This is a genomic window from Streptomyces sp. NPDC031340, assembly GCF_055569945.1.
In genome coordinates, this window is record NZ_JBVIIE010000059.1 from 1 (window position 1) to 24612 (window position 24612).

Below are 24612 nucleotides of genomic sequence, written 5' to 3' on the forward strand. Positions count from 1 at the left end.
AACACACCCCCCCCCCCCCCTCCCCCCCCCCCACCCCCCCCCCCCCCCCCCCCCCCCCCCCCCCCCCCCCCCCCCCCCCCCCCCCCCCCCCCCCCCCCCCCCCCCCTGCCCCGGACTGGCCGACACTCTGCGCTGGTGTCCCGGCACCAGGCGCCCCGACGAACTGCGCCCGGCGCCCGGCACCCCTATCGGATGCCGCCCGCCAAGGCACCGGCACGGCAACAGCACCGGCACGGCAACAGCACCGGCGCCTCACCTCAGTGGCGGCGCCGTCGATCCGCGCGGGGTGAGGGAGGGCGTCGCGACCTGGTGGGAAGCGGGTTCCTCGCCGTCGATGACCGCGAACAGGGTCCGTGCCGCGTCCGCGCCGAAGCCGTGCACGTCGTGGCTCATCGCGGACAGCGGCGGGTGGGTCAGCCGGCACAACTGGGAGTCGTCCCAGGCGAGCAGGGAGAGTTCGCGCGGCACCGAGAGGCCCAGTTCCGCGGCGACCGCGGCACCGGCGACGGCCATGATGTCGTTGTCGTACAGGACGGCCGTCGGCCGCTCGGCCATGAGCAGCAGGGAACGGGTGGCGCGGGCCCCCTCCTCGCCCTCGTAGCCGGTGGCGATCTGGAGGTCGTCGGCGATGCCCAGTTCCCGCGTGGCCTCGGAGAACGCCTTCGCGCGGATGGCGCTGTGGCCGAGCCCGGTGGGACCGCCGACGCGGGCGATACGGCGATGGCCGAGCGCCGCCAGATACCGTACGGCCTCGGTGGCGGCGGTGGCGTCGTCCGTCCACACCGAGGTGAAGCCACCCGTCAGCGACGGGTGGCCGACCGCCACCGCGGGGAGCCCGATGGCGCGCAGCGCGGGGACCCGGGGGTCGTTCTCGCGGAAGTCGACCAGGATCGATCCGCCGATCTGCTGGCCCTGCCACCACCGCTGCTGGAGCGCGATCTCCTCGTCCACGTCCCGCACCAGGTGCAGCAGCAGCGAGCAGGACCGCTCGGCCAGCACGCTCTCGACTCCGGAGATGAACTCCATGTAGAAGGGTTCGAGGCCGAGCAGCCGGGCCGGCCTGCAGATCGCGAGGCCGATGGTGTCCACCTTGGTGCCGGTCGACAGGGAGCGGGCGCGGGCGTTGGGAGCCCAGCCCAGTTCCCGGGCCGCCTGGAAGATGCGCTCCCGGGTGGCGTCGGACACCCCGGGCCGGCCGTTGAAGGCGAGCGACACCGCCCCCTTCGACACGCCGGCCCGGGCCGCGACGTCCTTGATGGTGACGCGCTGGGTGGGTGCGCTCACGCCGGTTCCACGCAGAAGAGCGCCGCGCGGGCCCGCCCGGCGTCGGGGTCGGGCCAGCCGACGACCCGGATGCTCGTCTCCTCGCCGGGGAGCAGCGTGACGAGGCCGGTGTCGGCCGCCGCGTCGGGGGCGAGGCGGTCGGGCTGCAGGTAGAGGTCTCGTACCAGGGTGTGCGCTGTGACCACGACGTCGACTGTATCGGCATCACCGGCGACCGGTTCCACCCGGACGTCGAACTCGGGACGGACATAGGGGAATTCCCGGTCCGGCACGGGGAAGTGCACGGCGCGCAGTCCGTCCACGTCCGCGACCAGGAACTCTCCGTCCCCGGGCAGGCCGAGCGCGTCCACCGGCAGCGGGGTGCGTACCGCGTCACGAGCCGCCACCTCCACGGTGAGCGGCATCTGGGCCGTCACCGTCCCGTCGGCGTTCGTCCGGCGCAGGGTGACCTCGGCCCGCCAGGGTTCGGCCGACTGGTTGACCAGGCCGAGCACGACGCCCTCGGGGGAGGGCTGGAGGGTGAGCAGCCGGTCGGCGTACAGGCGGCGCAGCTCGTGGTAGAGCGGCTTGAGCCGGCCGTCCCCGTCGATGGCCGCCCAGGAGCTGACCGGCCAGCAGTCGTTGAGCTGCCATACGACGGTGCCCGCGCACCGCGGCCAGTGCGAGCGCCAGTGCTCGATGCCGGCCGCGATGGCCCGGGCCTGGATCAGCTGGGTCAGGTAGTGCCAGCGGTCGAAGGCGTCCCCGGTGCCCTCGGGCAGCACGAAGTGGCGCTCGACACCGCGGTTGAGCTTGCCGTTGCCGTCCTCGGCCTTCTGGTGGTGCAGCATGCCGGGCGAGTCGGGGGCGAGGTCCTCGCCGGGCAGCGCGCGGCGCAGGGTGGCCAGGGCGGGCGGCGCCTGCCAGCCGAACTCGGCGACGAACCGGGGCACGCTGTCGCGGTACTCGGCGAAGTCGCGGCGGTTCCACACCTCCCAGGAGTGGTGGGTGCCGTGCGCCGGGTCGTTGGGGTGGTGGTCCCAGGAACCGGACCAGGGGCTGCCCGCCGTGTACGGCCGGGTCGGGTCCAACTCGGCGACGACACGCGGCAGCAGGCCGAGGTAGTAGCCCTCGCCCCAGGAGTCGCCGGCGAGTTCGGGCTCCCAGCCCCAGTCCCGGAAGCCCCAGAGGTTCTCGTTGTTGCCGTTCCACAGCACCAGCGACGGGTGCGGCATCAGGCGTACGACGTTCTCCCGCGCCTCGGCCTCCACCTCGCCGCGCAGCGGCTGCTCCTCGGGGTAGGCGGAGCAGGCGAACAGGAAGTCCTGCCAGACCATGAGCCCGAGTTCGTCGCACACGTCGTAGAAGGCGTCGTCCTCGTAGATCCCGCCGCCCCAGATGCGCACGAGGTCGATGTTCGCCTCGGCGGCCTGGGTGAGGCGGTGCCGGTAGCGCTCCGGGGTGACGCGGGAGGGCAGGACGTCGTCGGGGATCCAGTTCACGCCGCGCGCGAAGAGGCGTACGCCGTTGACGACCAGGGTGAAGCCGGTGCCGTGCTCGTCGGCGCTGCGGTCGAGCTCGATCGTGCGGAAGCCGATCCGGCGCTGCCAGGTGTCCAGCGCGGTGTCGCCGTCGGCGAGGGTGAGGGTCAGGTCGTACAGCGGCTGTTCGCCGTAGCCGCGCGGCCACCACAGCCGCGGCTCGGGCACGTCGAGTGCGAGCACCGCGTGGCCGTCCTCGAAGGTGACCTCGGTGTCCACGCCGGCCACCGACGCCCGCGCGGTCAGCGGGCGGCCGGTGCCGCCGGCGGTGCGTTCCACGGTGAGGTGGATCTCGACCCGGCCCCGGGTCCCGTCGACCGTGGCCAGCGGCCGGACCTGGGAGATCCGGGCGGTCGACCAGTGCTCCAGGCGGACGGGCCGCCACATTCCGGCGGTGACCACGGTCGGGCCCCAGTCCCAGCCGAAGCTGCACGCCATCTTGCGGATGTACTGGGACGGTTCGGGATAGACGTTGGGCCGGTCGCCGACCGTCTTCCGTACCGCTTCCGCCTCCTCGCGAGCCGGGGCGAAACGCACCTGGAGCTCTCCGGCGCGGCCGGTGACGTCGAACCGGTGGGTGCGGTGCATGTTGCGGGTCCGGCCCAGCGTCTCCCCGTCCAGGGTGATCTCGGCCGCGGTGTCCAGACCGTCGAAGACGAGGTCGGTGCGCTCGTGCGCGGTGTCGGCCGTGAGCCGGGCGACGTAGGTCCAGGCGCGGTCGCCGACCCAGGCCACCTCGTGTTCGTTGGTGCCGATGAAAGGGTCCGGGATGAGTCCCGCGGCCAGCAGATCGGTGTGCACGCAGCCCGGTACCCGGGCGGGCAGCACCGTGTCCTCGTGGCGCAGCCCCCACCCGTCGCTGAGCAGGGTGACGTCCTTCATGTGCGGCTCCCCTCACCTGATGCAAGGTCGTTTCTGGTCGTGGCGCACGCCAACCTAGCTGCCCTGCGAAGCGATGTCCATAAACCGGTATAGTTCAAAGCGGTATGTCCCTGTCTGGTGTCTTTTGTGGGCATCTACAGGCCAAAAACCGCCCCATCTGGAAACCCTCTGGTAACGATTGGGTATCACGGCGAGGGAGTGAGCTTTACCGGTTCAATCGGTCGGTGCCATAGTGCCGTCAGCCCAAAGGCGGGCCTGAGCCGCAAGACAGAGGGAGCTGGGGTATATGGGGAGGAAGACGCTGGCCGTCGCCGCACTGATCGCCGTCACGGCGCTCACCGCGACCGGGTGCACCGGAGCGGCGGCGACGAAGGGCGAGTCCGCCGACGCGGCGACCGACCCGGCGAAGGTGTCCGGCACCATCACGGTCCTGACGCATCGCACGGACCTGGTGCAGAACGGCACGCTGAAGAAGTACGCGGCCGCGTTCAACAAGATCTATCCCAAGGTGACCGTGAAGTTCGACGGCATCACCGACTACGAGGGCGAAGTCAAGATCCGCATGAACACCGCCAACTACGGTGACGTGCTGATGATCCCGAACGCGATCGCCAAGAAGGACTACCCCTCGTTCTTCGCCTCCCTCGGCAGCGCCGGTGAACTGGGCGAGAAGTACCGTTTCACCGGCAGGGCGACCGTCGGCGGCAAGGTCTACGGCCTCGCCACCGTCGGCAACGCCGACGGCTTCGTCTACAACAAGGCGGTCTGGAAGAAGGCCGGCATCACCGACTGGCCCACCAGCCCGCAGGAGTTCGTCGCCGACCTCAAGGCCATCAAGGCCAAGACCGGCGCGGTGCCGTACTACACCAACTTCAAGGACCAGTGGCCGCTGACCGCCGGCGCCGCGAGCATCGGCTCGGTCACCTGCGACGCCGAGGCCAACGACAAGCTGGCGACCTCCACCGCCCCGTGGGCCGAGGGCACCGACCTCAACGCCATCGACACGCTGCTCTACGACGTCGTCCACGACAAGCTCGTCGAGAAGGACCCCACGACCACCAACTGGGAGAACTCCAAGGGCATGATCGCCCGCGGCCAGATCGCCACCATGCAGCTCGGCTCCTGGGCCATCAGCCAGATGCAGGCCGCGGCGAAGACGGCCGGGAAGAACCCCGACGACATCGGCTTCATGCCGTTCCCCGCGCAGACGAACGGCAAGTTCTGCAGCATGCTCTCGCCCGACTACCAGGAAGCGGTGAGCATCCACTCCAAGAACAAGGCCGCCGCGCGGGCCTGGGTCGACTGGTTCGCCGACAAGTCCGGGTTCGCGCAGAACGAGGGCTCGATACCGACGCTGAAGTCCGGCGCCCTGCCCGACACCCTGAAGCCCTTCGAGGACAACGGTGTCACCATGCTGGAGCGGTCCGAGGCCAAGAGCACCGAGGTCAACGCCATCGACAACGCCGCCGAGATCGGCCTGGCCAAGCCCGACTACCGGCAGAAGCTGGTCGACATGGCGCGTGGCGTCCAGAGCGGAAGCCTGAAGGGCTACTTCGCCGAGCTCGACAAGAAGTGGAGCGAGGCGGAGAAGACCGCGGGCTCCTGACGGAGCGCGGGGCACGGGCCCGGTGACGGACTTCTCCGAGCCGGGCCCGGCCCGCCGACCGCCTCCGCGGACGACCGAAAGGCCGACATGACACACACCACCCACCGATCCACCGCACGTGTGGACAAGGAGAGCACCGGCGCCGGCCAGGCGACGAGCGGTTCCGGTTCCCGTCGCCGCCGCGGAGCGCTGCGCAGGGCCACCCCGTGGCTGTTCCTGCTGGTCCCGCTGGTTCTGCTGATCACGTTCACCTACGTGCCCGTGGCGAACATGATCTACTACAGCTTCACCGACTGGGACGGCGTCAGCCCGGAGATCCACCTCACCGGGACCGACAACTACGTCGAGCTGTTCACCCGGCCCGAGCTGTTCCGGGTGTTCTTCGTCAGCTTCTACTACCTGGCCGCGTCCGCCGTGCAGATCGTCGTCGCCCTGTACTTCGCGACCGTCCTCAGCTTCAACCTGCGGCTGCGCAACCTCTTCAAGGGAATCCTGTTCTTCCCGTACCTCATCAACGGCGTCGCCATCGGGTTCGTCTTCCTGTACTTCTTCCAGGACGGCGGCACCCTCGACTCGGTGCTGTCCTGGTTCGGCGCCGGCACCGACCACGCCTGGCTCGGCACACCGGCGTCCGCGAACGTCTCCCTGGCCGGCGTGTCCGTCTGGCGGTTCACCGGCCTGAACTTCGTGCTCTTCCTGGGGGCGATCCAGTCCATCCCCGGCGAGCTGTACGAGGCGGCCGAGCTCGACGGCGCCTCGCGCTGGCACCAGTTCCGCTTCCTGATCTTGCCGAGCATCCGGCCCGTGGTCAGCCTGAGCGTGATCCTCGCCGTGTCCGGCTCCCTGTCGGTCTTCGAGATCCCCTACATCATGACCGGCGGCGCCACCGGCACCACCACGTTCGTCATCCAGACGGTGAAGCTGGCGTTCCAGTTCAACAAGACGGGTCTGGCCTCCGCCGCCGCCGTCGTCCTGCTCCTGTTCATCCTGCTGATCACCTGGATCCAGCGCCGCCTCGTGCCCGACGAAAAGGTGGATCTCGTTTGACTTCTTCCCTCGCCTGAAGGCGGGGGATTCCAGCGGTCACTCGCTGGGGTTCCTGCTTCATTGACGACTGCCCCGTCCGGGAGGACTCCCGTTGAGGTCTTACACCGTCTCCACAGGCGGACGCCGCCAGCCCGGCGGCCAGGATGTTGCGTGCCGCGTTCACGTCGCGGTCGTGCACCGTGCCGCAGGCGCACGTCCACTCGCGGACGTTCAGCGGCAGCCTCTCGCGGACCGTGCCGCAGGCCCCGCACAGCTTGCTGGACGGGAACCAGCGGTCGATCACGACGAGTTCGCGCCCGTACCAGGCGCACTTGTACTCCAGCATGGATCGCAGCTCCGTCCAGGCCGCGTCCGAGATGGCGCGCGCGAGCCTGCCGTTCTTGAGCAGATTGCGGACGGTGAGGTCCTCGATCACGACCGTTTGGTTCTCACGGACGAGTCGGGTCGACAGTTTGTGCAGGAAGTCCCGGCGCCGGTCGGCGATCCGGGCATGGACGCGGGCGACCTTGCGACGGGCTTTCTCCCTGTTGGCAGAGCCCTTCTCTTTCCGCGACAGCTCGCGCTGCGCGCGGGCGAGGCGGGCGCGGTCTCGCCGTTCGTGCTTCGGGTTGGCGATCTTTTCCCCGGTGGACAGGGTCACCAGGGAGGTGATCCCGGCGTCCAGGCCCACCGCCGCATGCGTGGCTGGCGCCGGGGTGACGGTGTCTTCGCAGAGCAGGGACACGAACCAGCTGCCCGCCGCGTCGCGGGACACGGTCACCGTCGTGGGCTGCGCACCCTCCGGGAGAGGGCGCGACCAGCGGATGTCCAGGGGCTCGGCCATCTTGGCCAGCGTCAGTCGCCCGTCGCGCCACTTGAGGGCGCTGCGGGTGTACTCGGCCGACGCGCGCGCCTTCTTGAGCGACTTGTAGCGCGGGTACTTCGCGCGCTTGGCGAAGAAGTTGCTGAACGCCGTCTGAAGGTGGCGCAACGCCTGTTGGAGCGGGACGGAGGACACCTCCGTCAGGAAGGCCAGCTCCTCGGTCTTCTTCCACTCCGTGAGCGCGGCGGAGGACTGCACGTAGGAGATCCGGCGCTGCTCGTCGTGCCAGGCCCGTGTGCGCTCCTCCAGCGCCTTGTTGTACACGAGGCGGACGCAGCCGAACGTGCGCGACAGCTCCGTTGCCTGCTCGTCCGTTGGGTAGAAGCGGTACTTGAACGCCCGTTTGACCTGCTGTGTCACAACTCACAGACTATCAGCTGTTTTGTGAGTGGCCGGGACCGACCGGTTGGCGGTGGACGCCCGTCCGCCTTGGCGGCGAACCGGCCTTTCCTGCCCTGCTCCGCAGCAGCTTTGTTCCTCCCCCGCAAGCGGGAGGTATCCCCATCCCGGCCTGACGGCCGGGGTATCCACGAAAGAAGGCTCCGATGACCGCCAACGCGGTGGACGGCCGTCGCCCCCGGGGCATCGGCTCGGCCCTCATCTATCTGTCCCTGGTGCTGGCCTCGCTGGTGGTCCTGATCCCGCTGGCCGTCGTGTTCCTCACCTCGCTGAAGACGGCGAAGGAGGCGACCGACGGAGGCGGCGCGTTCCAGCTCCCCGGCAACTGGCTGAACTTCTCCAACTACGTCACCGCCTTCCGTGACGGCCAGATGCTCACGGCGTTCGGGAACACCGCGTTCATCCTGCTGTTCTCCATCACCGGCACGGTGATCATCGGCTCGATGACCGCGTACGCCATCGACCGCTTCCACTTCCGCGGCAAGAAGCTCGTCATGGGGCTGTTCCTGGTCGCCACCCTGGTGCCGGGCGTGACCACGCAGGTCGCCACCTTCCAGGTGGTCAACAGCTTCGGCCTGTTCGACACCCGCTGGGCGCCGATCCTGCTCTACATGGGCACCGACATCGTGTCCATCTACATCTTCCTGCAGTTCATCCGCGGCATTCCGGTCTCCCTGGACGAGGCCGCCCGGCTCGACGGCGCGAACGCGCTCACCATCTACTGGCGGATCATCTTCCCGCTGCTGAAGCCGGCCATCGCCACCGTCGTCATCATCAAGGGCATCACGGTCTACAACGACTTCTACATCCCGTTCCTCTACATGCCCTCCGAGGAACTGGGCACCATGTCGACCGCCCTGTTCCGCTTCAAGGGCCCCTTCGGCGCCCACTGGGAGGACATCTCGGCCGGCGCGATCCTCGTCATCGTGCCCACGCTCGTGGTCTTCCTCTTCCTCCAGCGCTACATCTACAACGGGTTCGCGCGGGGCGCCACGAAGTGAACCGGGGCGGTACGCCCCGCGCTCGGCCCGCGCTCGGCCCGCTCTGAGCGGCGGGGGGGGGGGGGGGGGGGGGGGGGGGGGGGGGGCCGCCCCCCCCTCCTCCCCCCTCCCCCCCCCCCCCCCCCCCCCCCCCCCCCCCCCCCCCCCCGACACGGCGGTCGCACCCGCTCCGGTCCCGTCGGCTGACCGCCCGTTCCGCTCGACCGCACGACTCGGTGCACGGGACCCCGTTGCCACCCCGCTGCACCCCCTTCGGCCACCGCTCGCGCCGGCCCGTGCCCGACGGCACCCCGCACCGCCGAGGGCGGCTGCCCGCCTCGGCGAGCGAGTCACTTCTCCGCACCTCTCCGCACGTCCCCGCTTCTCTTCGCACGCGTACCTCCGCACGTCCTCGTACGAGAAATCGCCACGTCGAAGGAGACGTACATGCCGAACTCCCCCCTGAACCGCCGCGCGTTCATCATCGGCACCACGGTCGCCCTGGCCGCGGTCACCGGGACCCCCCTGGCCTCCGCGGCGCCCGCCGGCGCGCCGACGCCGGTCCGGATCGTCGACGACAAGGCGACCCCGGCCACCCGCGCGCTGTTCGCCTACCTGAAGCGGCAGCAGGGCAAGGGCATCCTCTTCGGTCACCAGCACGACCTCTCCTACGGCTTCACCTTCACCACTCCCGACGGCAAGGCGTCCGACACCAAGGCGGCGGTGGGCGACTACCCCGCGGTCTTCGGCTGGGACACCCTGATCCTCGACGGCGACGAACGCCCCGGCGTGCCCGGCGGGACCGACGCCGAGAACATCGCCGCGCTCAGCCGGTCCATCAGACAGGGCGACGCCCGCGGCGGGATCAACACCCTCAGCGCCCACATGCCGAACTTCGTGACCGGGGAGAACTTCTACGACACCTCGGGGCGCGTGGTCGGCCACATCCTCCCCGGCGGTTCGAAGCACGCGGAGTTCAACGCCTTCCTCGACCGCATCGCGAGCGCGGTCAAGGGCGCGCGGCGGGCTGACGGCACCCCGATCCCGGTGATCTTCCGCCCCTTCCACGAGAACAACGGGGGCTGGTTCTGGTGGGGGGCGGGGCACACCACCTCCGCCGAGTACATCGAGGTGTACCGCTACACGGTCGAGTACCTGCGCGACACCAAGGGCGTGCACAACCTGCTCTACGCCTACTCGCCCAACTCCGCCTTCGACGGCGACCCGACCGGCTACCTCAAGACCTACCCGGGCGACGAGTTCGTCGACGTCCTCGGCTACGACGCCTACGACGGCTCCGCCGGATCGGAGGCGTGGCTGGACGCCCTGGTGAAGGACCTGGCGATGGTGGTCCGGCTGGCGAACGAGCGGGGCAAGGTGCCGGCGTACTCCGAGTTCGGGGAGAGCGGCACCGAGGGCCGGGACCCGAACTGGTTCACCGGGCTGCTGGCGGCGATCAAGGCGGACCCGCTGGCCCGGCAGGCGACGTACATGCTCACCTGGGCCAACTTCGGTGGCAGCAACCGCGCGTACGTGCCGTACCCGGGCCATGCCCTGCTGCCGGACTTCGTCAAGTATCACCAGGACCCGTACACCGTCTTCGCCGCCGATCTCGAGGGGGTGTTCTCCGCCCGCACCACCGCCGTCCGGAACGCTCCCTTCCTGCATCTCGTGACCCCCACGGACCGGCAGCGCGTGACGGACTCCGAGACCACTGTCCGGGTGCGTGTCACGCCCGCGCGGGCGAGCCGGGTCACCTACTCGGTGAACGGCTCACCCGCCCGGCGACTGCACCTCGACGCCGACGGCTTCTACTCGGGCGTCTGGTCCATCGACCCGGCCTGGCTGGACAATCGCATGGTCGACCTCACGGTCAGCGCACGGGTGGCCGGCGAGACGTTCACCGACTCGGCCCACGTCCTGCTCGGAGAGGTCGCCCCCCTGCCCGCCGGATGGGTCGACGACTTCGAGGGGTACGCCGGGGACGACGTCTCCCTGAACGAGGCGTACAGCCACGTCAATTCCAACACCACCACGCTGTCCGCCGACCACAGGTCCTCGGGCACCTACGGTCTGGCCTACGCGTACGACTTCACCGGCGCCGGGTACACCGGCATCGGCAAGTCGGTCGACGCGGACTGGTCCGCCTTCACGTCCATGGCGCTGTGGCTGCAGGGCGACGGCTCCGGGAACGGGGCGACGCTCCAGATCGTCGCCGACGGCGTGTACTTCGAGTACAACGTCCCGCTGTCCGACACCAGCGGGCAGGAGATCAAGGCGCCCTTCAGCGCGTTCGCACCCGCCCCCTGGGACACCTCCCACGCCGGAGCCGTACTCGACGCGGCCCACCTCGCCAGGGTGACGACGTTCAACCTGTACCTCGGCCACGGAAGCGGGGCGGCGACCACGGGGGTGGTGTACGTGGACAACATCCGGGCCGAATGACGTAGACCGCGCTGCCGCAGGCGGCAGTTCAGGACGAGGAGACCGGCGATCTCGCGGGTCTCCTCGTGGTCCTCGCCGAGGAGTACGCACACGCGGGTCCTACAGCAGGTGGTCGGCTTTGCCGGCCTTGATGTCGGTGATGAGGGTGCGCAGGGCTTCGAGGGAGTCGGTGAGGTAGTGGTCCTCCTGGCCGGCGACGGCTATGTAGCCGTTGCCGTCGGTGTCGGTTCCTAGGCGGAAGCAGGAGCTGCCCTCGCCGCAGAACGGGGCTTCCCAGGTGATGTCAGGCATCTGGCGTCTCCTCTGCGTGATCACGCAATGACTTCGCGGTCTTGATCCCGCGTCTCTTTGGCCGGCCTGAGTGGCCTGGCTTGGCGTGCGTGACAGGTCCTACAGCAGGTGGTCGGCTTTGCCCGCCTTGATGTCGGTGATGAGGGTGCGGAGGGCGTCGAGGGAGTCGGTGAGGTAGTGGTCCTCCTGCCCGGCAACGGCTATGTAGCCGTTGCCGTCGGCGTCGGTGCCGAGCCGGAAGCACGAGCTGCCCTCGGCGCAGAAGGGGTTCTCCCAGGTGATGTCGGACACTGGTGCTCCTCACAGTTGGCGTGCGAGATCGCGAATGAAATCTCGGGACTGCTCTGGCGGCAGCGCCAGATCTTCCAACAGATCGAGTTGTGCCCGGTATTTCGCCAACTGCCCCTCGGCGTGCAGGAAGGTGGGCCCGTGGGAGCTGTCCACCTGCACTGTGTCGAGCTGCGGTACGGGTCCTTCGAGGTAGACGACGGTCTGCCCTGCTCCGGGGAAGGCGCCTCGGGTGAAGGGGAGGACGAGCACGGTGACGTTGTCCCGCTCGGAGACCTCCAGGAGGTATTCCAACTGGGCGCGGGCCACTTCGGTACCGCCGAACTGCATCCGCAGCGCGGCCTCGTGGATGACGGCGATGTACGGAATCGCCTTGTCGCCGGTGATCACCTGCTGGCGTTCCGCACGCAGTGCGAGTCGTAGGGCAACCTCGTGCTCGGGCAGGGCAGGGACCGCGGCTCGGAAGATGGCCATCGCTTGATCCGATGTCTGGAGCATGCCCGGCACGTGCACGGTGTTGACGCCGCGCATGCGTACAGCGTTACTTTCCGTTTCTGCGATGTCCAGCAAGCCCTGGGGCAGAATGCCTCGGTAGCGATCCCACCAGCCTGTACTCGGCTGGGCCATCTCGACAAGTGCCTCCACGTATGCCTCATCGGTCACGTCGCAGTTGCAGGCCAGTGTGCGCAAGCGGTCGGCATTGATGCCCCGGACTCCTGACTCGATGTTGGAGATCTTGCCGCGGTCCACACCCAGTAGGCCCGCCGCGAACTCTGCGGACATGCCTGCCACCGTACGGATACGCCGCAGTTCACTACCCAGTCGCTTCTGCCGTTCCGTGGGAGTCGTCCTTGGGGGCACGGGGTTCCTTCCATCAGGCGGGGGCCGCGCGGTCGCACTCGGAGGCCGCCGTACCTCGCCGTGGTGAATTCTCTGGAGCGCGTGGAAAATTTACCACTGCCTGCTCTACTGTCAGTATCGCGCAAGTTACGCACCGCAACGCCGGAAGCGCACCGCGCGGTCATGCCCGCCTGCCCTGGGGCGGGTGCGACCGCGGCCAGGGCGGTAGGCCACCGGCGAACCCAAACCCCTCACACAGCCGTGGAGTTCGCCATGCCCGAGATCCCCCTCGTACCCGCCCACTGGCGCTTCCCCGCCCACCCCGCCTCCGTACGGCGGGCCCGGTATGTTGTCGCCGAATCGCTGCCGCACGTCCTGCGCCCCCATCTCGGCGACGATCTGGGCCTGTTGACGTCGGAGCTGGTCACCAACGCCATCCGCCACGGCGCCTGCCGGGAGGACGACGACCTGATCGAACTCGTCCTGTGGCCGGCAGACGGCCACTACTGGCTCGCCGTGTCGGACCCTGGCACCGGCAAGCCGGTACTGGCCCGACCGGACGCGGACTCCGAGGGCGGCCGGGGTCTGATCCTCGTCGACAGTCTGGCCGCCGCCTGGACCGTCCGGCCCCGACCGACGCGCGGAACGTCCGTTATCGCGGGACTGTCGTTCCATCGGGGAAGTTGACCAGGCGGAGCCGTCGGCCGGGGAGGAGGCCGACGGCCCGGCGGACCGGGCAGGGCGTGAACGGCCTGCGCCTCGGGCCGGAGGACGCGGTACTCACTCGCCGCGCGTCAGCGTCTCCCTCATGACGTCCTCGATCGGGATGCCGGGCGCCGGACCGGCCATGCGCTCGTCGATGATCCGGTTGATCTCGCGCTCTTCCCACTCCTGGTACTTGCCCGGCACCTCGATGGACGCGACGGCAGCGACCTGCTTTCCCCGCCGAGTGATCACGGTGGCTACGTCGTCGAGGCCGGCGTGCTCCACGACCTCGGCCAGGTGTGCCCGGACATCGCGGATCGACTCTACGGACAGTGGGTGCGTCATGCGCTCGAAGGTACGAAGTGTCATGTGTGTACACAAGTGGAGGGGTGTCCGCAGAGGCGCCTGAACGGCTGGTCGGCGGGCAAGGCGTCGTGATCCTCGTGACCGTTGTCGCTGCCAGACGCTCGGCCCGTCGGCGCCCCTCGCCGGGCGGGGAGAGGGGCTGCTCAGTCAAGCTGGGTGTGAGATGTGTCACGTCTCGCGCAAGGGGCCGGGAGCTGGCCAAGATCAAGCGCTCTGAAGCTCAAGTAACCCTCAGGACCAGCGAACTTGCCGGGGATCCGGGCGGGTGGGCGGGGCGGAGGCCCGGCATGATGGTCATGTAAAGGCAATCCGGGGCGGACTCGTGCCGTGCGGGGCCGAGAAGGAGGAACGCGCTTGTCACGCCAGGTACTTACGGTCAGCCCGGAGGGACCCGACGGCTTTCGGACGATCGGTGAGGCGCTGGCCAGGGCACGCAGCGGCGCCGTCGTCAGCGTGGCTCCCGGGACGTACGCGGAGAACCTGACCATCACCGCCCCGGTCACCATCGTGGCGGAGCAGGCCCGCGGCAGTGTCCGGATAGCTCCGCGCCGGGGCAGCGCACTGGTCCTCAAGGCCGAGGCCGCGATGCTCACCGACCTGGTGTTCCAGGGCCGGGACGAGGAACTCCCCGTCATCGACGCGCCGCGCGGGCAGGTCGCCATGCAGGGGTGCGAGGTCACCGGCTCCGCCTGGACGGCCCTGCTGGCCCGGGCCGGCGGCTCGCTCGCGCTGCGGGACTGCCGGGTCAGCAATCCCGGCGGCGCCGGGGTCGTGGTGACCGCGGTGGTGGAGAGTTCCGTCGAGTCCTGCACCATCGAGCACCTCGGCACCTCCGGCGTGGTCGTCGGCGAGAGCGGCCGGCTGACCCTGCGCGGCTGCACGGTCCGCGACGCCCGCGGCAACGGTGTCCTCGCCAACGGAGAGGCGCATGCCTCGGTCGAGGACTGCGACATCTCCTCGACGGACAAGCCCGCCGTCGCACTGGAGGGACACAGCACCACGCGGGTGCTGCGGACCGTGGTGCACGACACCAGCACGGGGGTCCAGCTCGCCAGCCAGGCCAGGACGGAACTCGAGGATGTGCGGGTCACCGGCACCACCGGCACCGGCATCGTGGTCAGCGCAGGCAGCGACCCGGTGGTCCGCCGATGCCGTACGGCACGCACCAAGAGCCATGGACTGCTGGTCACCGACCGGTCCCGGGGCACGTACGAGGACTGCTGGCTGGACGCGGCCCAGGCTCCTGCCCTCCGGGTGAACGGGCACTCCTCGCCCGTCCTGGTCGGCCTGACCGTCAAGGACTGCGCGACCACCGCGGTGCTGCTGGAGGAGGAGTCGGCCGCCGAACTGGACCGGCTCGACGTCACCGACGCCCAGGGCACCGGAGTCTCCATCCGCACCGGCGCCAACCCGCTGATCAGGCGGGCCCGGATCAACGCGCCGCGCGGGCACGGGGTGGAGGTCCTGAAGGACGGCCGGGGCCGGCTGGAGGACTGCACGGTCGAGCGGGCCGGACGCTGCGGTGTCCGGGCCGAGGACGACGGCAACGTCTACCTCGGGGGCGGAGCGGTCCTCGCGCCCGCCGCCGTGGGTGTGTCGGTCGGGGCCGGCGGCATCATGACGGTGCGCGACCTGGAGATCAGCGGGGCCGAGGAGTCCGGCGTCACCGTCGAGGGCGGCGGCGAGCTGACCGCGACCCGGCTCCGGGTGGCCGGCAGCGGCCGGCACGGCGTCCTGGTCGCCGACGGCGGCCGCGGCTCGTTCAACTCCTGCGAGATCAGCGGCAGTACGCAGGACGGTCTGTGCGTCGAGTCGGCGGAACCGGTGTCCGTGGTCAACTGCACCGTCCGGGACAACGGCGGCGGCGGACTCGTCCGGTCCAAGGCCGGTGAGCGGCTCGCCGTCGAGGGGCTGACCAGCACCGGCAACGGCAGGCCGGACGGCCGGGGCGCCGACGGGACCGACGGCGGCCCGCACACCGCGGGGCAGGACGGCGAGGAGGCCCGGCTCGCCCGGCCGGACGGACCCCTCGGCGCCCTCGACGCGCTGATCGGACTGGACAACGTCAAGCAGCAGGTGCGCACGCTGGTCAACCTGACCCGGATGGCCCAGCGCCGCGCCAAGCTCGGCATGTCCGCTCCGCCCATGGGCCGGCACCTCGTCTTCGCAGGCCCGCCCGGCACCGGCAAGACCACCGTCGCCCGGCTCTACGGGGCGATCCTCGCCGAACTCGGCGCACTGCGTTCCGGGCATCTCGTCGAGGTCTCCCGGGCCGACCTGGTGGCGCAGGTCATCGGTGGTACGGCCATCAAGACCACCGAGGCGTTCAACCGCGCCCTGGGCGGCGTGCTGTTCATCGACGAGGCCTACACCCTGCTCTCCGACGGCCGCGGTTCCGGCGCAGACTTCGGCCGGGAGGCGGTCGACACCCTGCTGAAGCTCATGGAGGACCACCGTGACGACGTGGTGGTCGTGGCCGCCGGGTACTCCGCCGAGATGCAGGACTTCCTCGCCTCCAACCCGGGCCTGGCCTCGCGTTTCTCCCGGACCGTGGAGTTCGAGAACTACGCGGTGCCGGAACTGGTGGCGATCGTGGAGAGCATGTGCGCCGGGCACCAGTACGTGCTCGACGACGCCACCCGCAAGGCCCTCGCCGTGCACTTCGAACGCATGCCCAAGGACGCGGCCTTCGGCAACGGCCGCGCCGCCCGCCAGGTGTTCGAGGAGATGGTGGACCGCCAGGCCACCCGCCTCGCCACGCTCTTCGACATGACCGACCAGGACCTCCAGCTGCTCCTCCCCGAGGACATCGGGGAGGAGGCCGCCCGGGCGGTCGCCGACGAGGCCGGCACGGGCCCGGACGGCGACCCGCTGGCCCGCCTCGGCGACCTGGTGGGCCTGGCGGCCGTCAAGCGCGACGTCACCGACCTGGTCAACCTGCTGTCCGTCACCCGCCAGCGCGAGGCGGCGGGACTGCCCGCACCCCGCATCAGCCACCACCTGGTCTTCACCGGGCCGCCGGGCACCGGCAAGACGACGGTGGCGCGGCTCTACGGCGAACTGCTCGTCTCGCTGGGCGTGCTGCCGCGCGGCCAGCTCGTCGAGGTGGCCCGCGCCGACCTCGTCGGCCGGTACGTCGGCCACACCGCGCAGCTGACCCGGGATGCCTTCGAACGCGCCCTGGGCGGCGTGCTGTTCATCGACGAGGCCTACACACTGACCCCCGGCGGGCCGGGGTCCGGGTCGGACTTCGGGCAGGAGGCGGTGGACACCCTGCTCAAGCTCATGGAGGACCACCGGGACCAGGCGGTGGTCATCGTCGCCGGCTACACGGAGGAGATGGAACGCTTCCTCTCCTCCAACCCGGGCCTCTCCTCCCGCTTCTCCCGGCGGGTGGAGTTCGCCGACTACTCCTCGGACGAACTGGTCACCATCGTGCGGCAGCACGCCGCCGCCTCCGGCTACGAGTGCGGCCCGGGCACGGGCCAGGTGCTGCGCGCGTACTTCGAGTCGCTCCCGCGTGACCGGTCCTTCGGCAACGCGCGGCTCGCCCGTCAGGTACTGGAGGGCATGATGACGCGTCAGGCCGGACGGCTGAGCACGATGGCCGCCCCCGGGCTGGAGGATCTGCGGCTGCTGCTTCCCGAGGACGTGGCGCCGGGCGGCCGGGCGGTGTCCGGATGACCCGGCCGGTGGGATGGCCCGGTCCTGCGCTCAGGCCCGCGCTCGCGCCCGGAAGCGGCAGTTGCGGCGGTCCCGGCGGCGGCAGCGGCGGTACCCGTGGCGTGCGCCGGCCGCGGCACCGCCGGGCGGTGCTGACCCTCGTCACCCTGCTCTCCGCGTCGGCGGTGGCGGCCGGGCCGGCGACGGCGGCCGCCGCCGCGTCCGGGGATCCGGTACGGCTGCCCGTGATGCCGTCCCGGCTGTCGTCCGGCGCCGACTGCACCGGCGGCTCCACCACGGTGGCCAAGGCCGTGCCCTGGGAGCAGGTCAACCTGCAACTGTCCAGGGCACGGCAGTTCGGCACCGGCGCCGGGGTGACGGTGGCCGTCGTCGACACCGGGGTCTCGCTCAAGGCGCCCGCCCTGGCCGGCCGGGTCACCGCGGTGGGCGGGGCCGGGGACGACTGCGTGGGCCACGGCACCTTCGTGGCCGGGCTGATCGCCGCCGCCCCGGTGGACGGCGTCGGCTTCTCGGGGGCGGCCCGGCAGGCCCGCGTCCTGGCCGTGCGGGGCACCGACAAGCGGGGCGCGGCGACGGACGGCACGGTCGCGAACGGCATCCGGGCCGCGGTGGACGCCGGAGCCCGGGTGATCGTGGTGTCCCCGGCTCTCACCCGCGACTCCGCCGCCCTCCGGCGCGCCCTCTCCGACGCCGCCGCCCACGACGCCCTGATCGTGGCCGCCGCGGCTCCCGACGCCCCCCGCGACGGCGCGTCCTCCGCCGCGCCGCCCGCCGACTACTGGCCGGCGGCCTCGGACGGCGTGCTGTCCGTCGTCGACGTCGACGTGCGGGGACAGCGGCCGGACGGCGCGTTCACCCCACGCCACGCCGACCTCGCCGCCCCGGGCGACGGCGTCCTCGGCATCGGTCCCCGGGGGCGGGGCCACTTCATCGGCTCCGGACCTTCGCTCGCCGCCGGGTACGTCGCCGCGGCGGCGGCCCTGGTGCGGTCCGCGCATCCGGACCTGTCCGCCGCCGAGACGGCCCGCAGACTGGTCACGACGGCCTACCCGGCGGACGTGCCCCGCCTCGATCCGTACGGTGCGCTCACCTTCGTGCCGGGCGCGTCCCCCGGCCCGGCGGCGCCGGACGACCGTTCCCGGCCGGTGCGTCTCGAGAGGGACGAGGCCGGTGCCCGGGCGACGCGGCGTGCCCTGTGGCCGGCCGGCGCCGCCGCCGGCCTGATCCTGGTGACCGTCTGGGCCGCCGTGCTCGTCCCGAAGGGCCGCGCCCGCCGCTGGCGCCCACCCGGGAACGACACCTCGACGGCGGGCTGACCACGCCGCAACGGCGCCGGGCGCGGCCGTACGGGCGGACCGGCGCGCCCGGCGACGGGCGCCCCGGACGCGCGTCGAACAGCGGTGGCTTCATGGACTCGCGGCCTCGGCTGTGACGGGGTTGGTGAGCGAGCCGAGGCGTTCGATCGTCACGGTGACCGCGTCGCCCGCCTCGAGCGGTCCGGTTCCTGCGGGTGTGCCGGTCAGCACGACGTCTCCGGGTTGCAGCGTCATGGCTGCGGAGATGTGGGCGACGAGGTCCGCGATCGGCGTCAGCATGTCCGAGGTCCTGGCATTTTGCCGCAGCCTGCCGTTGACCAGGCATTCGATCCGCAGGTCGTGTGGGTCGACGCGGGATGCGGGGACGATCGGCCCGAGTGGGCAGAAGGTGTCGAAGGACTTGGCGTAGTCCGGCAATCCGTCGAAGTGCTGGACGTCTCGGGCGGTCACATCGTTGGCGCAGCAGTACCCCGCGATTCCTTCGAGCGCGCCGCGGGCGGTCACGCGGCGCATCGTCCGGCCGATCACGACGGCGAGTTCTGCCTCGTGCTCGACCCGTGCGGATTCGGCGGGCAGCACGATGGCCCGGCCGTTGCCGATGACAGCGCTGGGCGCCTTGAGGAAGATCTGCGGCCTTCGGGGTGCCGGGCGTCCGACCTGGGCCGCATGGCCGGCGTAGTTCAGGCCGACCCCGATGATCTTCCCCGGACGGAAGCCCGGCGCGACGCGGGTGTCCGTGGGAATCACCAGGCCCCGGTGACGGGACCGCGGTCGTCCGTCGGGCTGCTCCGGGCGATCCTCGCCACGATGCGGTCGAGCACGGGCAGGGCATGGGCCAGGAGGCGCTGCTCGTCGTCGGTCAGGCCGTCGGCGATGGTCCGGGCGAGCAGGCTGACGCGGTCGGAGCGGTCGGCTTCGATCGCGTTCATCCCCTCCTGGGTCAACGTGAGGATCCTCTTGCGTGCGTCGGCCGGGTCGGGGCCGACGGCCAGGAAGCCGGCCTCGGTGAGCTCCTTCACGGTGGCGGCCATCGTCTGGTGGCGCACTCCTCGGCTGGCCGCGAGGTCGGCCGTGGTCATCGGTCCCTGCCGGTCGAGCAGGTCCAGGACCGTCGCCGGGATCGAGGCGAGGCGGTCGGAGGACCGCGTGGCACGGACGAGGGCGCCGACCGTGGTTCTCAAGGCGTCCGCGAGGCGGTCGGGCGAGGGTACGGGCTCTTCGGGCTCTTCGGGCTGCTTGGGCATGCGGTCATGCTATCGGGAATACAGGAGAAGCTGTACAGTCCAGGCTGTACATATGGCGGAAGGGAAGTTCTGATGAAGCTGACCAAGCACGCGCATGCCTGCGTGACCGTGGCCAAGGAGGACGCGCGGATCGTCATCGATCCGGGCACTTTCACCCCCGACGCCGCGCAGGCGGTGGCGGCCGCCGATGCCGTGTTGATCACCCACGAGCACTTCGACCACTTCGACGAGGAGCTGATCGCAAGGTCGCTGGAGACCAGGCCCGAGCTGCGGGTGTACGGACCGGCGTCGGTGGTCGAACGGTGGTCGGCCCGCCGCGGCCAGGTCACCGTCGTGGCCGCGGGGGACGACGTCGCAGTCGCCGGTTTCGACGTCTCGGTCTTCGGTGACCTGCACGCTTCCATCCACCGCGACATCCCGCGCGTGGCCAACGTCGGCTACCTCGTCGACGGCCGCCTCTACCACCCCGGAGACGCCTACCACGTCCCGGACGCCCCCGTCGACACCCTGCTGCTGCCCACGAGCGGGCCCTGGACAAAGCTCGGCGAGGCGGCCGACTACGTCAGAGAGGTCGCGCCCGACAACCTGATCCAGATCCATGAGGTCATGCTCGGCCCGATCGGACAGCAGTCGACCGCCCGCTTCCTGAGCCCGGAGATGCTCACCGAAGTACCCCTCGCGATCGTGCCGATCGGAGAGACCGTCGCGGTATGAGCCTTGGTGTGTCCGGAGGGGCGGCCGCGCAGCCGCGCGGTCGCCCCTCACCGGCCCGGAGTCACGCCCCGGCCGGGTCCTCGCCGTTCGGGTCGTCGAGCAGTGCGGTCTGCATGAGGACGGCCTTGCGGCGGGCGATGTACTGGGCCCGGCCGGCCGGCAGGTTGCGCGGCTTGACGGTGCCGAACAGGTACCCCTCCGACGGCGGGCAGGACATCAGCAGCGCCGGCGTGTTGGCCTCGTCCAGGCGCCTGAGCAGCGGGTCGTTCAGGCCGCGGCCCGCGCCGGTCGCGGACCGCATCACCACCACGTGCAGGCCCACCTCGTGACCCAGGGTCAGATGGCCGGACAGCGGGTCGAAGGGGTGGCCCACGGAGAAGCCGCCGCCGACCATGTCGTAGTCGTCGACGAGCACGAACAGCCGGGGCCCCGTCCACCAGTCCGCCAGGCGCATCCGGCTGGGGCTGATGTCCGGCCCGGGGACCCGGGTCGCGATGGCCCGGGCCGAGCCGTCCACCAGTTCCCGCAGGGCGTCCATCGACACCGCGTGCCCGAGGCGGTACTCCTCCGGCACCGCCTCGACCAGCGTGCGGCGGTAGTCCACCACCAGGATGCGGGCCTCGCTCGGGCTGTAGCGGGCGGTGACCGCCGAGGCGACCAGCCGCAGCAGGTTGGTCTTGCCGCTCTCCGTGTCGCCGATGCCGATCAGGTGCGGCGTACGGCTGAAGTCGTGCCACACCGGCGACATGGTCTCCTCGTCGAGTCCCAGCGGGACCCGCAGTCCCTCGGCCAGCTCCGGTTCCGGCAGCTCGGAGACGGACAGCCGGTGCGGCAGCGTCCGCACGGGCGGCGCGGGCGGGCCCGGCCAGCACCCGGCGACCCGTTCCACCAGATCGGCCACCCCCTCGGTGAGGTCGTCGGCGCTCTCCCGGCCGTCGATACGCGGCAGCGCCGCCAGGAAGTGCAGCTTGCCGTCCGTCGTCAGGCCGCGTCCCGGGCTGCGCGGCACGGTCCCGGCCTTGCGGATGTCCACCACCGAGTCCATGGCGTCGCCCAGCCGCAGCTCCAGCCGGGTCGCCGCCTGGTCGCGCACCTGGGGGGACAGTTCCAGCCAGCGCGCCGTGGCGACGGCCAGGTGGACGCCGTAGTTCAGGCCGCGCGCGGCGATCTGGTTGAGGGTGGGGAGCAGCGCGTCGAAGTCCTGACGCAGGGTGCCCCAGCCGTCCACCACCAGGAAGACGTCGCCGTGCGGCTGGTCCGCGAACTCGCCGGCCGCGCGGCGCCTGCGGTAGGTCGCCATCGAGTCGATGCTGTGGTCGAGGAAGAACTGCTCACGCTGGTTGAGCAGGGTGTTCACCTCGGCCACCGTACGGCCCACCCGCTCGGTGTCGAGCCGGTTCGCCACGCCGCCGACGTGCGGCAGCCCGGCCAGCCCGGCCAGCGTTCCGCCCCCCAGGTCCAGGCAGTAGAACTGCACCTCGCGCGGGGTGTGGGTGAGCGCCAGAGCGGCGATCAGGGAGCGCAGCACTGTCGACTTGCCGCTCTGCGAACCGCCCGCCACCGCGATGTGCCCGCCGCTTCCGGACAGGTCCACCACGAGCGGGTCACGCCGCTGCTCGAACGGCTTGTCCACCACACCCACCGGTACCCGCAGCCGGCCGACTCCCGGCCAGGCGGCGCAGACCAGACCGCGTTCGGGGTCCTCCGACAGGCCGGGCAGCAGTCCGTCGAGGGTGGGCGGCAGGTCGAGCGGCGGCAGCCACACCTGGAGCGCCGGCGGGCCGGCGTCCCGCAGCCGCTCCACGGCCACCGACAGCAGCGAGGGCGCGTTCTCGTCCTCCTCCTCCGCCGCCGCCTCCGGCTCCGGCTCGGGCAGCGCGGCCGGTGAGCGCGGCACCACGTAGTCCGCGGTCCACGGCACCACCTGGCTGGCGACCCGGGCCCGCACCACCGCGCCCCCGCGCGACCGGTACGCCCCCGACACGTACGCCGCCCGGAACCGGGTCAGCGCCTCCACGCCGCTCTTCAGGAACCCGGCGCCCGGCTGGGACGGCAGCTGGTAGGCGTCCGGGACCCCGAGCACCCCACGGCTCTCCATGGCCGAGAAGGTGCGCAGACCGATGCGGTACGACAGGTGGCTCTCCAGCTGGTGCATGCGTCCCTCGTCCAGGCGCTGCGAGGCCAGCAGCAGGTGCACACCGAGGGACCGGCCCAGCCGGCCGATCATCACGAACAGGTCCATGAAGTCCCGGTGCGCGGCCAGCAGTTCGCTGAACTCGTCGACCACGATGAACAGGCTCGGCAGCGGCGCCAGGGGCGTTCCCGAGGCGCGGGCCTTCTCGTAGTCCAGCGCGGAGGTGTAGTTGCCGGCCGCCCGCAGCAGCTCCTGACGTCGTATCAGCTCACCGTGGACGGCGTCCCGCATGCGCTCCACCAGCGCCGCCTCGTCCGCCAGGTTGGTGATCACCGCCGAGGTGTGCGGCAGCTCCTCCAGGCCGAGGAAGGTGGCCCCGCCCTTGAAGTCCACCAGGACGAAGTTCAGCGTCTCCGAGGAGTTGGTCAGCGCGAGCGCCACCACCAGGGTGCGCAGCAGCTCGCTCTTGCCCGAGCCGGTCGCGCCGATCAGCATGCCGTGCGGGCCCATGCCGCCCTGCGCCGACTCCTTGATGTCCAGTTCGACCGGGGCCCCGTCGGCGCCCACCGCGACCGGAACACGCAGCCGGGCCGCGCCCGTGCTGCGCCGCCACAGCGCCGCCGCGTCGTGGCGCCGCAGGTCGGAGATGCCGAGCAAGGTGGTCAGCTCCGTGTCCGTGGACAGCGGCTCGGCGGCCTCGGCGGTCAGGTTCATCCGGTACGGCGCGAGCATCCGGGCCAGCGCCCGGGCGCCGGCCGTGCCGACCGCGTCGGGGCGGCCCAGCAGCGTCGACTGCTCCTTGCGGCTGCGGTCGGTGCGCACCAGCCGCATCCCGTCCGGCCGCACGTCCAGCCGCAGCGTGGTGCGTCCCGGCCGCCACCGCAGCGTCTCCGACAGGTCGAGCACGACGACGTTGCGCAGGCCGTTGCCGTCGAGCCGGTGCCCGGCGGGTACCCGGCCGCCGTCCACCACGAGCACGGTGAACGGCTCGTCACGGCCGGGAACCGCGTCCGGGTCGAAGGCGGGCCGCTCGGTGAACTCCACGCCGAGCAGGTCCTCCAGGCCGTTCAGGTCGCCGGCCACCATGCGGGTGGGCCCGGCGCCGTCCTGCTCGTACGGGTGCAGGTTGTGCGGCAGCCACTTGACCCAGTCCCACTCCGCGCGCCGCTCGTCACTGACGCACAGCGCGATCCACAGGTCCTCCGGGGCGTGGAACACCGCGAGCTGGCACAGCGCGGCCCGCACCAGGCCGCGTACCGCCGCCTCGTCGCCGCGCAGCAGCACCCGGGCCCAGGAGCGCAGGTACAGCGCGATCGGCTGCTCGGGCACCGTGCTGTAGGCCCGCATGAACCGGCGCAGCGCGTGCGCGCACATCGGGTCGAGGTCCTCCACCGGCTTGGCGGACACCGGAGCCAGCCGCATCGCCAGCTGCTGGTCCCCGACGGCCACCCGCACCTCGGCGAAGTCCTCGTCCCGGGTGCGCCGTTCCCACAGCCGGGTGGTCCGCACCATGGAACGCAGGGTCCTGGGCTCGGGATGACGCCAGGCGAGGGCCAACTGCTGCTCGACGACCGCCCGGTGGACCTTGCGCCGGGTCTGCGACAGGTAGCGCAGGTAGTCCCGGCGCTCGCCGCGCAGCCGCTGTTTGCGCTCGCCGCTCCTGCGCATCACCTGGCCGACCACCATCAGGGCGGAGCCGAGGACCATGACGCCCAGCGCCACGTACATCAGCGCGCCCCCGCTTCCGCCGGGGCGCAGGAACGCCAGCATCATGGAGGCGGACATCATGCCCATCGGCAGGTAGGTCCAGACCGCCGAATTGTCCGGAACCGTTTCCGGCAGGGTCGGCGGCTCCTGGAGGGCCAATTCGCCCTCGGGCATTTCCGGCCCGCGCCTGCGGGCCGGGCGGCGGAATAGGACGACACTCAAGAACTGGCTCCTAACCGTGGCGCGCTACTCATGGACCGGACCAAGAGCGCTGAATACCCGGGGCGTTCACGAATGC

The 24612-nt window shown here is 71.2% G+C and carries 18 protein-coding genes; 8 read left to right on the forward strand and 10 right to left on the reverse strand.

All coding sequences use genetic code 11. From position 1 onward, the window contains the following. Positions 1-252 precede the first annotated feature (252 nt). On the reverse strand, positions 253-1284 hold the full coding sequence (locus tag ACZ5GT_RS33300) for a LacI family DNA-binding transcriptional regulator (RefSeq protein WP_469033841.1): 1032 nt from the start codon (positions 1282-1284) through the stop codon (positions 253-255). Beyond that, on the reverse strand, positions 1281-3686 hold the full coding sequence (locus ACZ5GT_RS33305) for a glycoside hydrolase family 2 protein (RefSeq protein ID WP_469033843.1): 2406 nt from the start codon (positions 3684-3686) through the stop codon (positions 1281-1283). Before ACZ5GT_RS33305 ends, ACZ5GT_RS33300 begins: the two co-directional genes overlap by 4 nt. 286 nt (positions 3687-3972) lie before the next feature. On the opposite strand from ACZ5GT_RS33305, the gene ACZ5GT_RS33310 reads away from it, so the two are divergent. Together ACZ5GT_RS33310 and ACZ5GT_RS33315 are read left to right on the forward strand one after the other, a co-directional pair. Further along, positions 3973-5292 carry an ABC transporter substrate-binding protein gene (locus ACZ5GT_RS33310; RefSeq protein ID WP_469033846.1) on the forward strand — a complete coding sequence of 440 codons (1320 nt, stop codon included), beginning with the start codon at positions 3973-3975 and terminating at the stop codon, positions 5290-5292. A gap of 87 nt (positions 5293-5379) precedes the next feature. Then, a complete protein-coding gene (locus ACZ5GT_RS33315) occupies positions 5380-6339 on the forward strand; it encodes a carbohydrate ABC transporter permease (protein WP_469033847.1) in 960 nt (319 codons plus the stop codon). Here ACZ5GT_RS33315 and ACZ5GT_RS33320 read toward each other — a convergent pair. Then, positions 6287-7561, reverse strand: a complete 1275-nt coding sequence (locus ACZ5GT_RS33320; RefSeq protein WP_469033851.1) for an RNA-guided endonuclease InsQ/TnpB family protein — start codon at positions 7559-7561, stop codon at positions 6287-6289. The genes ACZ5GT_RS33315 and ACZ5GT_RS33320 overlap by 53 nt on opposite strands. 185 nt (positions 7562-7746) lie before the next feature. Here ACZ5GT_RS33320 and ACZ5GT_RS33325 point away from each other — a divergent pair, with 185 nt between their 5' ends. Then, the gene (locus ACZ5GT_RS33325; protein ID WP_469033853.1) at positions 7747-8601 is read left to right on the forward strand and encodes a carbohydrate ABC transporter permease; all 855 of its coding nucleotides are present in this window, start codon (positions 7747-7749) and stop codon (positions 8599-8601) included. A gap of 426 nt (positions 8602-9027) precedes the next feature. Beyond that, on the forward strand, positions 9028-11025 hold the full coding sequence (locus ACZ5GT_RS33330) for a glycosyl hydrolase (protein ID WP_469033856.1): 1998 nt from the start codon (positions 9028-9030) through the stop codon (positions 11023-11025). A 99-nt stretch (positions 11026-11124) separates the two neighbouring features. Here the strand turns inward: ACZ5GT_RS33330 and ACZ5GT_RS33335 are convergent, their stop codons facing one another. From ACZ5GT_RS33335 to ACZ5GT_RS33345, 3 genes are all read right to left on the reverse strand, one after another. Continuing rightward, complete coding sequence (locus tag ACZ5GT_RS33335) at positions 11125-11316, reverse strand: hypothetical protein (RefSeq protein ID WP_469033866.1); 192 nt, start codon at positions 11314-11316, stop codon at positions 11125-11127. A 99-nt stretch (positions 11317-11415) separates the two neighbouring features. Next, positions 11416-11607 (reverse strand): hypothetical protein, encoded by a 192-nt coding sequence (locus tag ACZ5GT_RS33340; RefSeq protein WP_469033868.1) that lies wholly within the window; start codon positions 11605-11607, stop codon positions 11416-11418. Between the two features lie 9 nt (positions 11608-11616). Continuing rightward, entirely contained in the window at positions 11617-12465 is an 849-nt protein-coding gene (locus ACZ5GT_RS33345) for a helix-turn-helix domain-containing protein (RefSeq protein WP_469033870.1), read from the reverse strand. 252 nt (positions 12466-12717) lie between these two features. On the opposite strand from ACZ5GT_RS33345, the gene ACZ5GT_RS33350 reads away from it, so the two are divergent. Beyond that, positions 12718-13131 (forward strand): ATP-binding protein, encoded by a 414-nt coding sequence (locus ACZ5GT_RS33350; RefSeq protein ID WP_469033873.1) that lies wholly within the window; start codon positions 12718-12720, stop codon positions 13129-13131. A 93-nt stretch (positions 13132-13224) separates the two neighbouring features. Here the strand turns inward: ACZ5GT_RS33350 and ACZ5GT_RS33355 are convergent, their stop codons facing one another. Then, complete coding sequence (locus tag ACZ5GT_RS33355; RefSeq protein ID WP_469033875.1) at positions 13225-13494, reverse strand: type II toxin-antitoxin system prevent-host-death family antitoxin; 270 nt, start codon at positions 13492-13494, stop codon at positions 13225-13227. A gap of 375 nt (positions 13495-13869) precedes the next feature. Here ACZ5GT_RS33355 and ACZ5GT_RS33360 point away from each other — a divergent pair, with 375 nt between their 5' ends. Both ACZ5GT_RS33360 and ACZ5GT_RS33365 read left to right on the forward strand, forming a co-directional pair. Then, positions 13870-17199 carry a right-handed parallel beta-helix repeat-containing protein gene (locus ACZ5GT_RS33360; RefSeq protein ID WP_469033877.1) on the forward strand — a complete coding sequence of 1110 codons (3330 nt, stop codon included), beginning with the start codon at positions 13870-13872 and terminating at the stop codon, positions 17197-17199. A gap of 131 nt (positions 17200-17330) precedes the next feature. Beyond that, positions 17331-18515: a S8 family serine peptidase gene (locus tag ACZ5GT_RS33365; protein ID WP_469033900.1), complete on the forward strand. Its 1185-nt coding sequence runs from the start codon at positions 17331-17333 to the stop codon at positions 18513-18515. 90 nt (positions 18516-18605) lie between these two features. On the opposite strand, the gene ACZ5GT_RS33370 is transcribed toward ACZ5GT_RS33365, so the two are convergent. Beyond that, positions 18606-19262, reverse strand: a complete 657-nt coding sequence (locus ACZ5GT_RS33370; protein WP_469033879.1) for a fumarylacetoacetate hydrolase family protein — start codon at positions 19260-19262, stop codon at positions 18606-18608. Next, a complete protein-coding gene (locus tag ACZ5GT_RS33375; protein ID WP_469033881.1) occupies positions 19259-19759 on the reverse strand; it encodes a MarR family winged helix-turn-helix transcriptional regulator in 501 nt (166 codons plus the stop codon). The genes ACZ5GT_RS33370 and ACZ5GT_RS33375 overlap by 4 nt, the downstream gene beginning before the upstream one ends. A gap of 72 nt (positions 19760-19831) precedes the next feature. Between ACZ5GT_RS33375 and ACZ5GT_RS33380 the strand changes: the two genes are divergently transcribed. Next, positions 19832-20473, forward strand: a complete 642-nt coding sequence (locus tag ACZ5GT_RS33380) for an MBL fold metallo-hydrolase (RefSeq protein WP_469033885.1) — start codon at positions 19832-19834, stop codon at positions 20471-20473. A 61-nt stretch (positions 20474-20534) separates the two neighbouring features. On the opposite strand, the gene eccCa is transcribed toward ACZ5GT_RS33380, so the two are convergent. Then, a complete protein-coding gene (gene eccCa, locus ACZ5GT_RS33385) occupies positions 20535-24488 on the reverse strand; it encodes a type VII secretion protein EccCa (protein ID WP_469033902.1) in 3954 nt (1317 codons plus the stop codon). Positions 24489-24612 lie beyond the last annotated feature (124 nt).

Bases quoted from the DNA above. Each gene is read 5' to 3' on its own strand.
- ACZ5GT_RS33305 (WP_469033843.1), bottom strand. From the start codon at position 3,686: ATGAAGGACGTCACCCTGCTCAGCGACGGGTGGGGGCTGCGCCACGAG.
- ACZ5GT_RS33335 (WP_469033866.1), bottom strand. From the start codon at position 11,316: ATGCCTGACATCACCTGGGAAGCCCCGTTCTGCGGCGAGGGCAGCTCC.
- ACZ5GT_RS33355 (WP_469033875.1), bottom strand. From the start codon at position 13,494: ATGACGCACCCACTGTCCGTAGAGTCGATCCGCGATGTCCGGGCACAC.
- ACZ5GT_RS33350 (WP_469033873.1), top strand. From the start codon at position 12,718: ATGCCCGAGATCCCCCTCGTACCCGCCCACTGGCGCTTCCCCGCCCAC.
- ACZ5GT_RS33310 (WP_469033846.1), top strand. From the start codon at position 3,973: ATGGGGAGGAAGACGCTGGCCGTCGCCGCACTGATCGCCGTCACGGCG.
- ACZ5GT_RS33315 (WP_469033847.1), top strand. From the start codon at position 5,380: ATGACACACACCACCCACCGATCCACCGCACGTGTGGACAAGGAGAGC.
- eccCa (WP_469033902.1), bottom strand. From the start codon at position 24,488: ATGCCCGAGGGCGAATTGGCCCTCCAGGAGCCGCCGACCCTGCCGGAA.
- ACZ5GT_RS33375 (WP_469033881.1), bottom strand. From the start codon at position 19,759: ATGCCCAAGCAGCCCGAAGAGCCCGAAGAGCCCGTACCCTCGCCCGAC.
- ACZ5GT_RS33380 (WP_469033885.1), top strand. From the start codon at position 19,832: ATGAAGCTGACCAAGCACGCGCATGCCTGCGTGACCGTGGCCAAGGAG.
- ACZ5GT_RS33330 (WP_469033856.1), top strand. From the start codon at position 9,028: ATGCCGAACTCCCCCCTGAACCGCCGCGCGTTCATCATCGGCACCACG.
- ACZ5GT_RS33325 (WP_469033853.1), top strand. From the start codon at position 7,747: ATGACCGCCAACGCGGTGGACGGCCGTCGCCCCCGGGGCATCGGCTCG.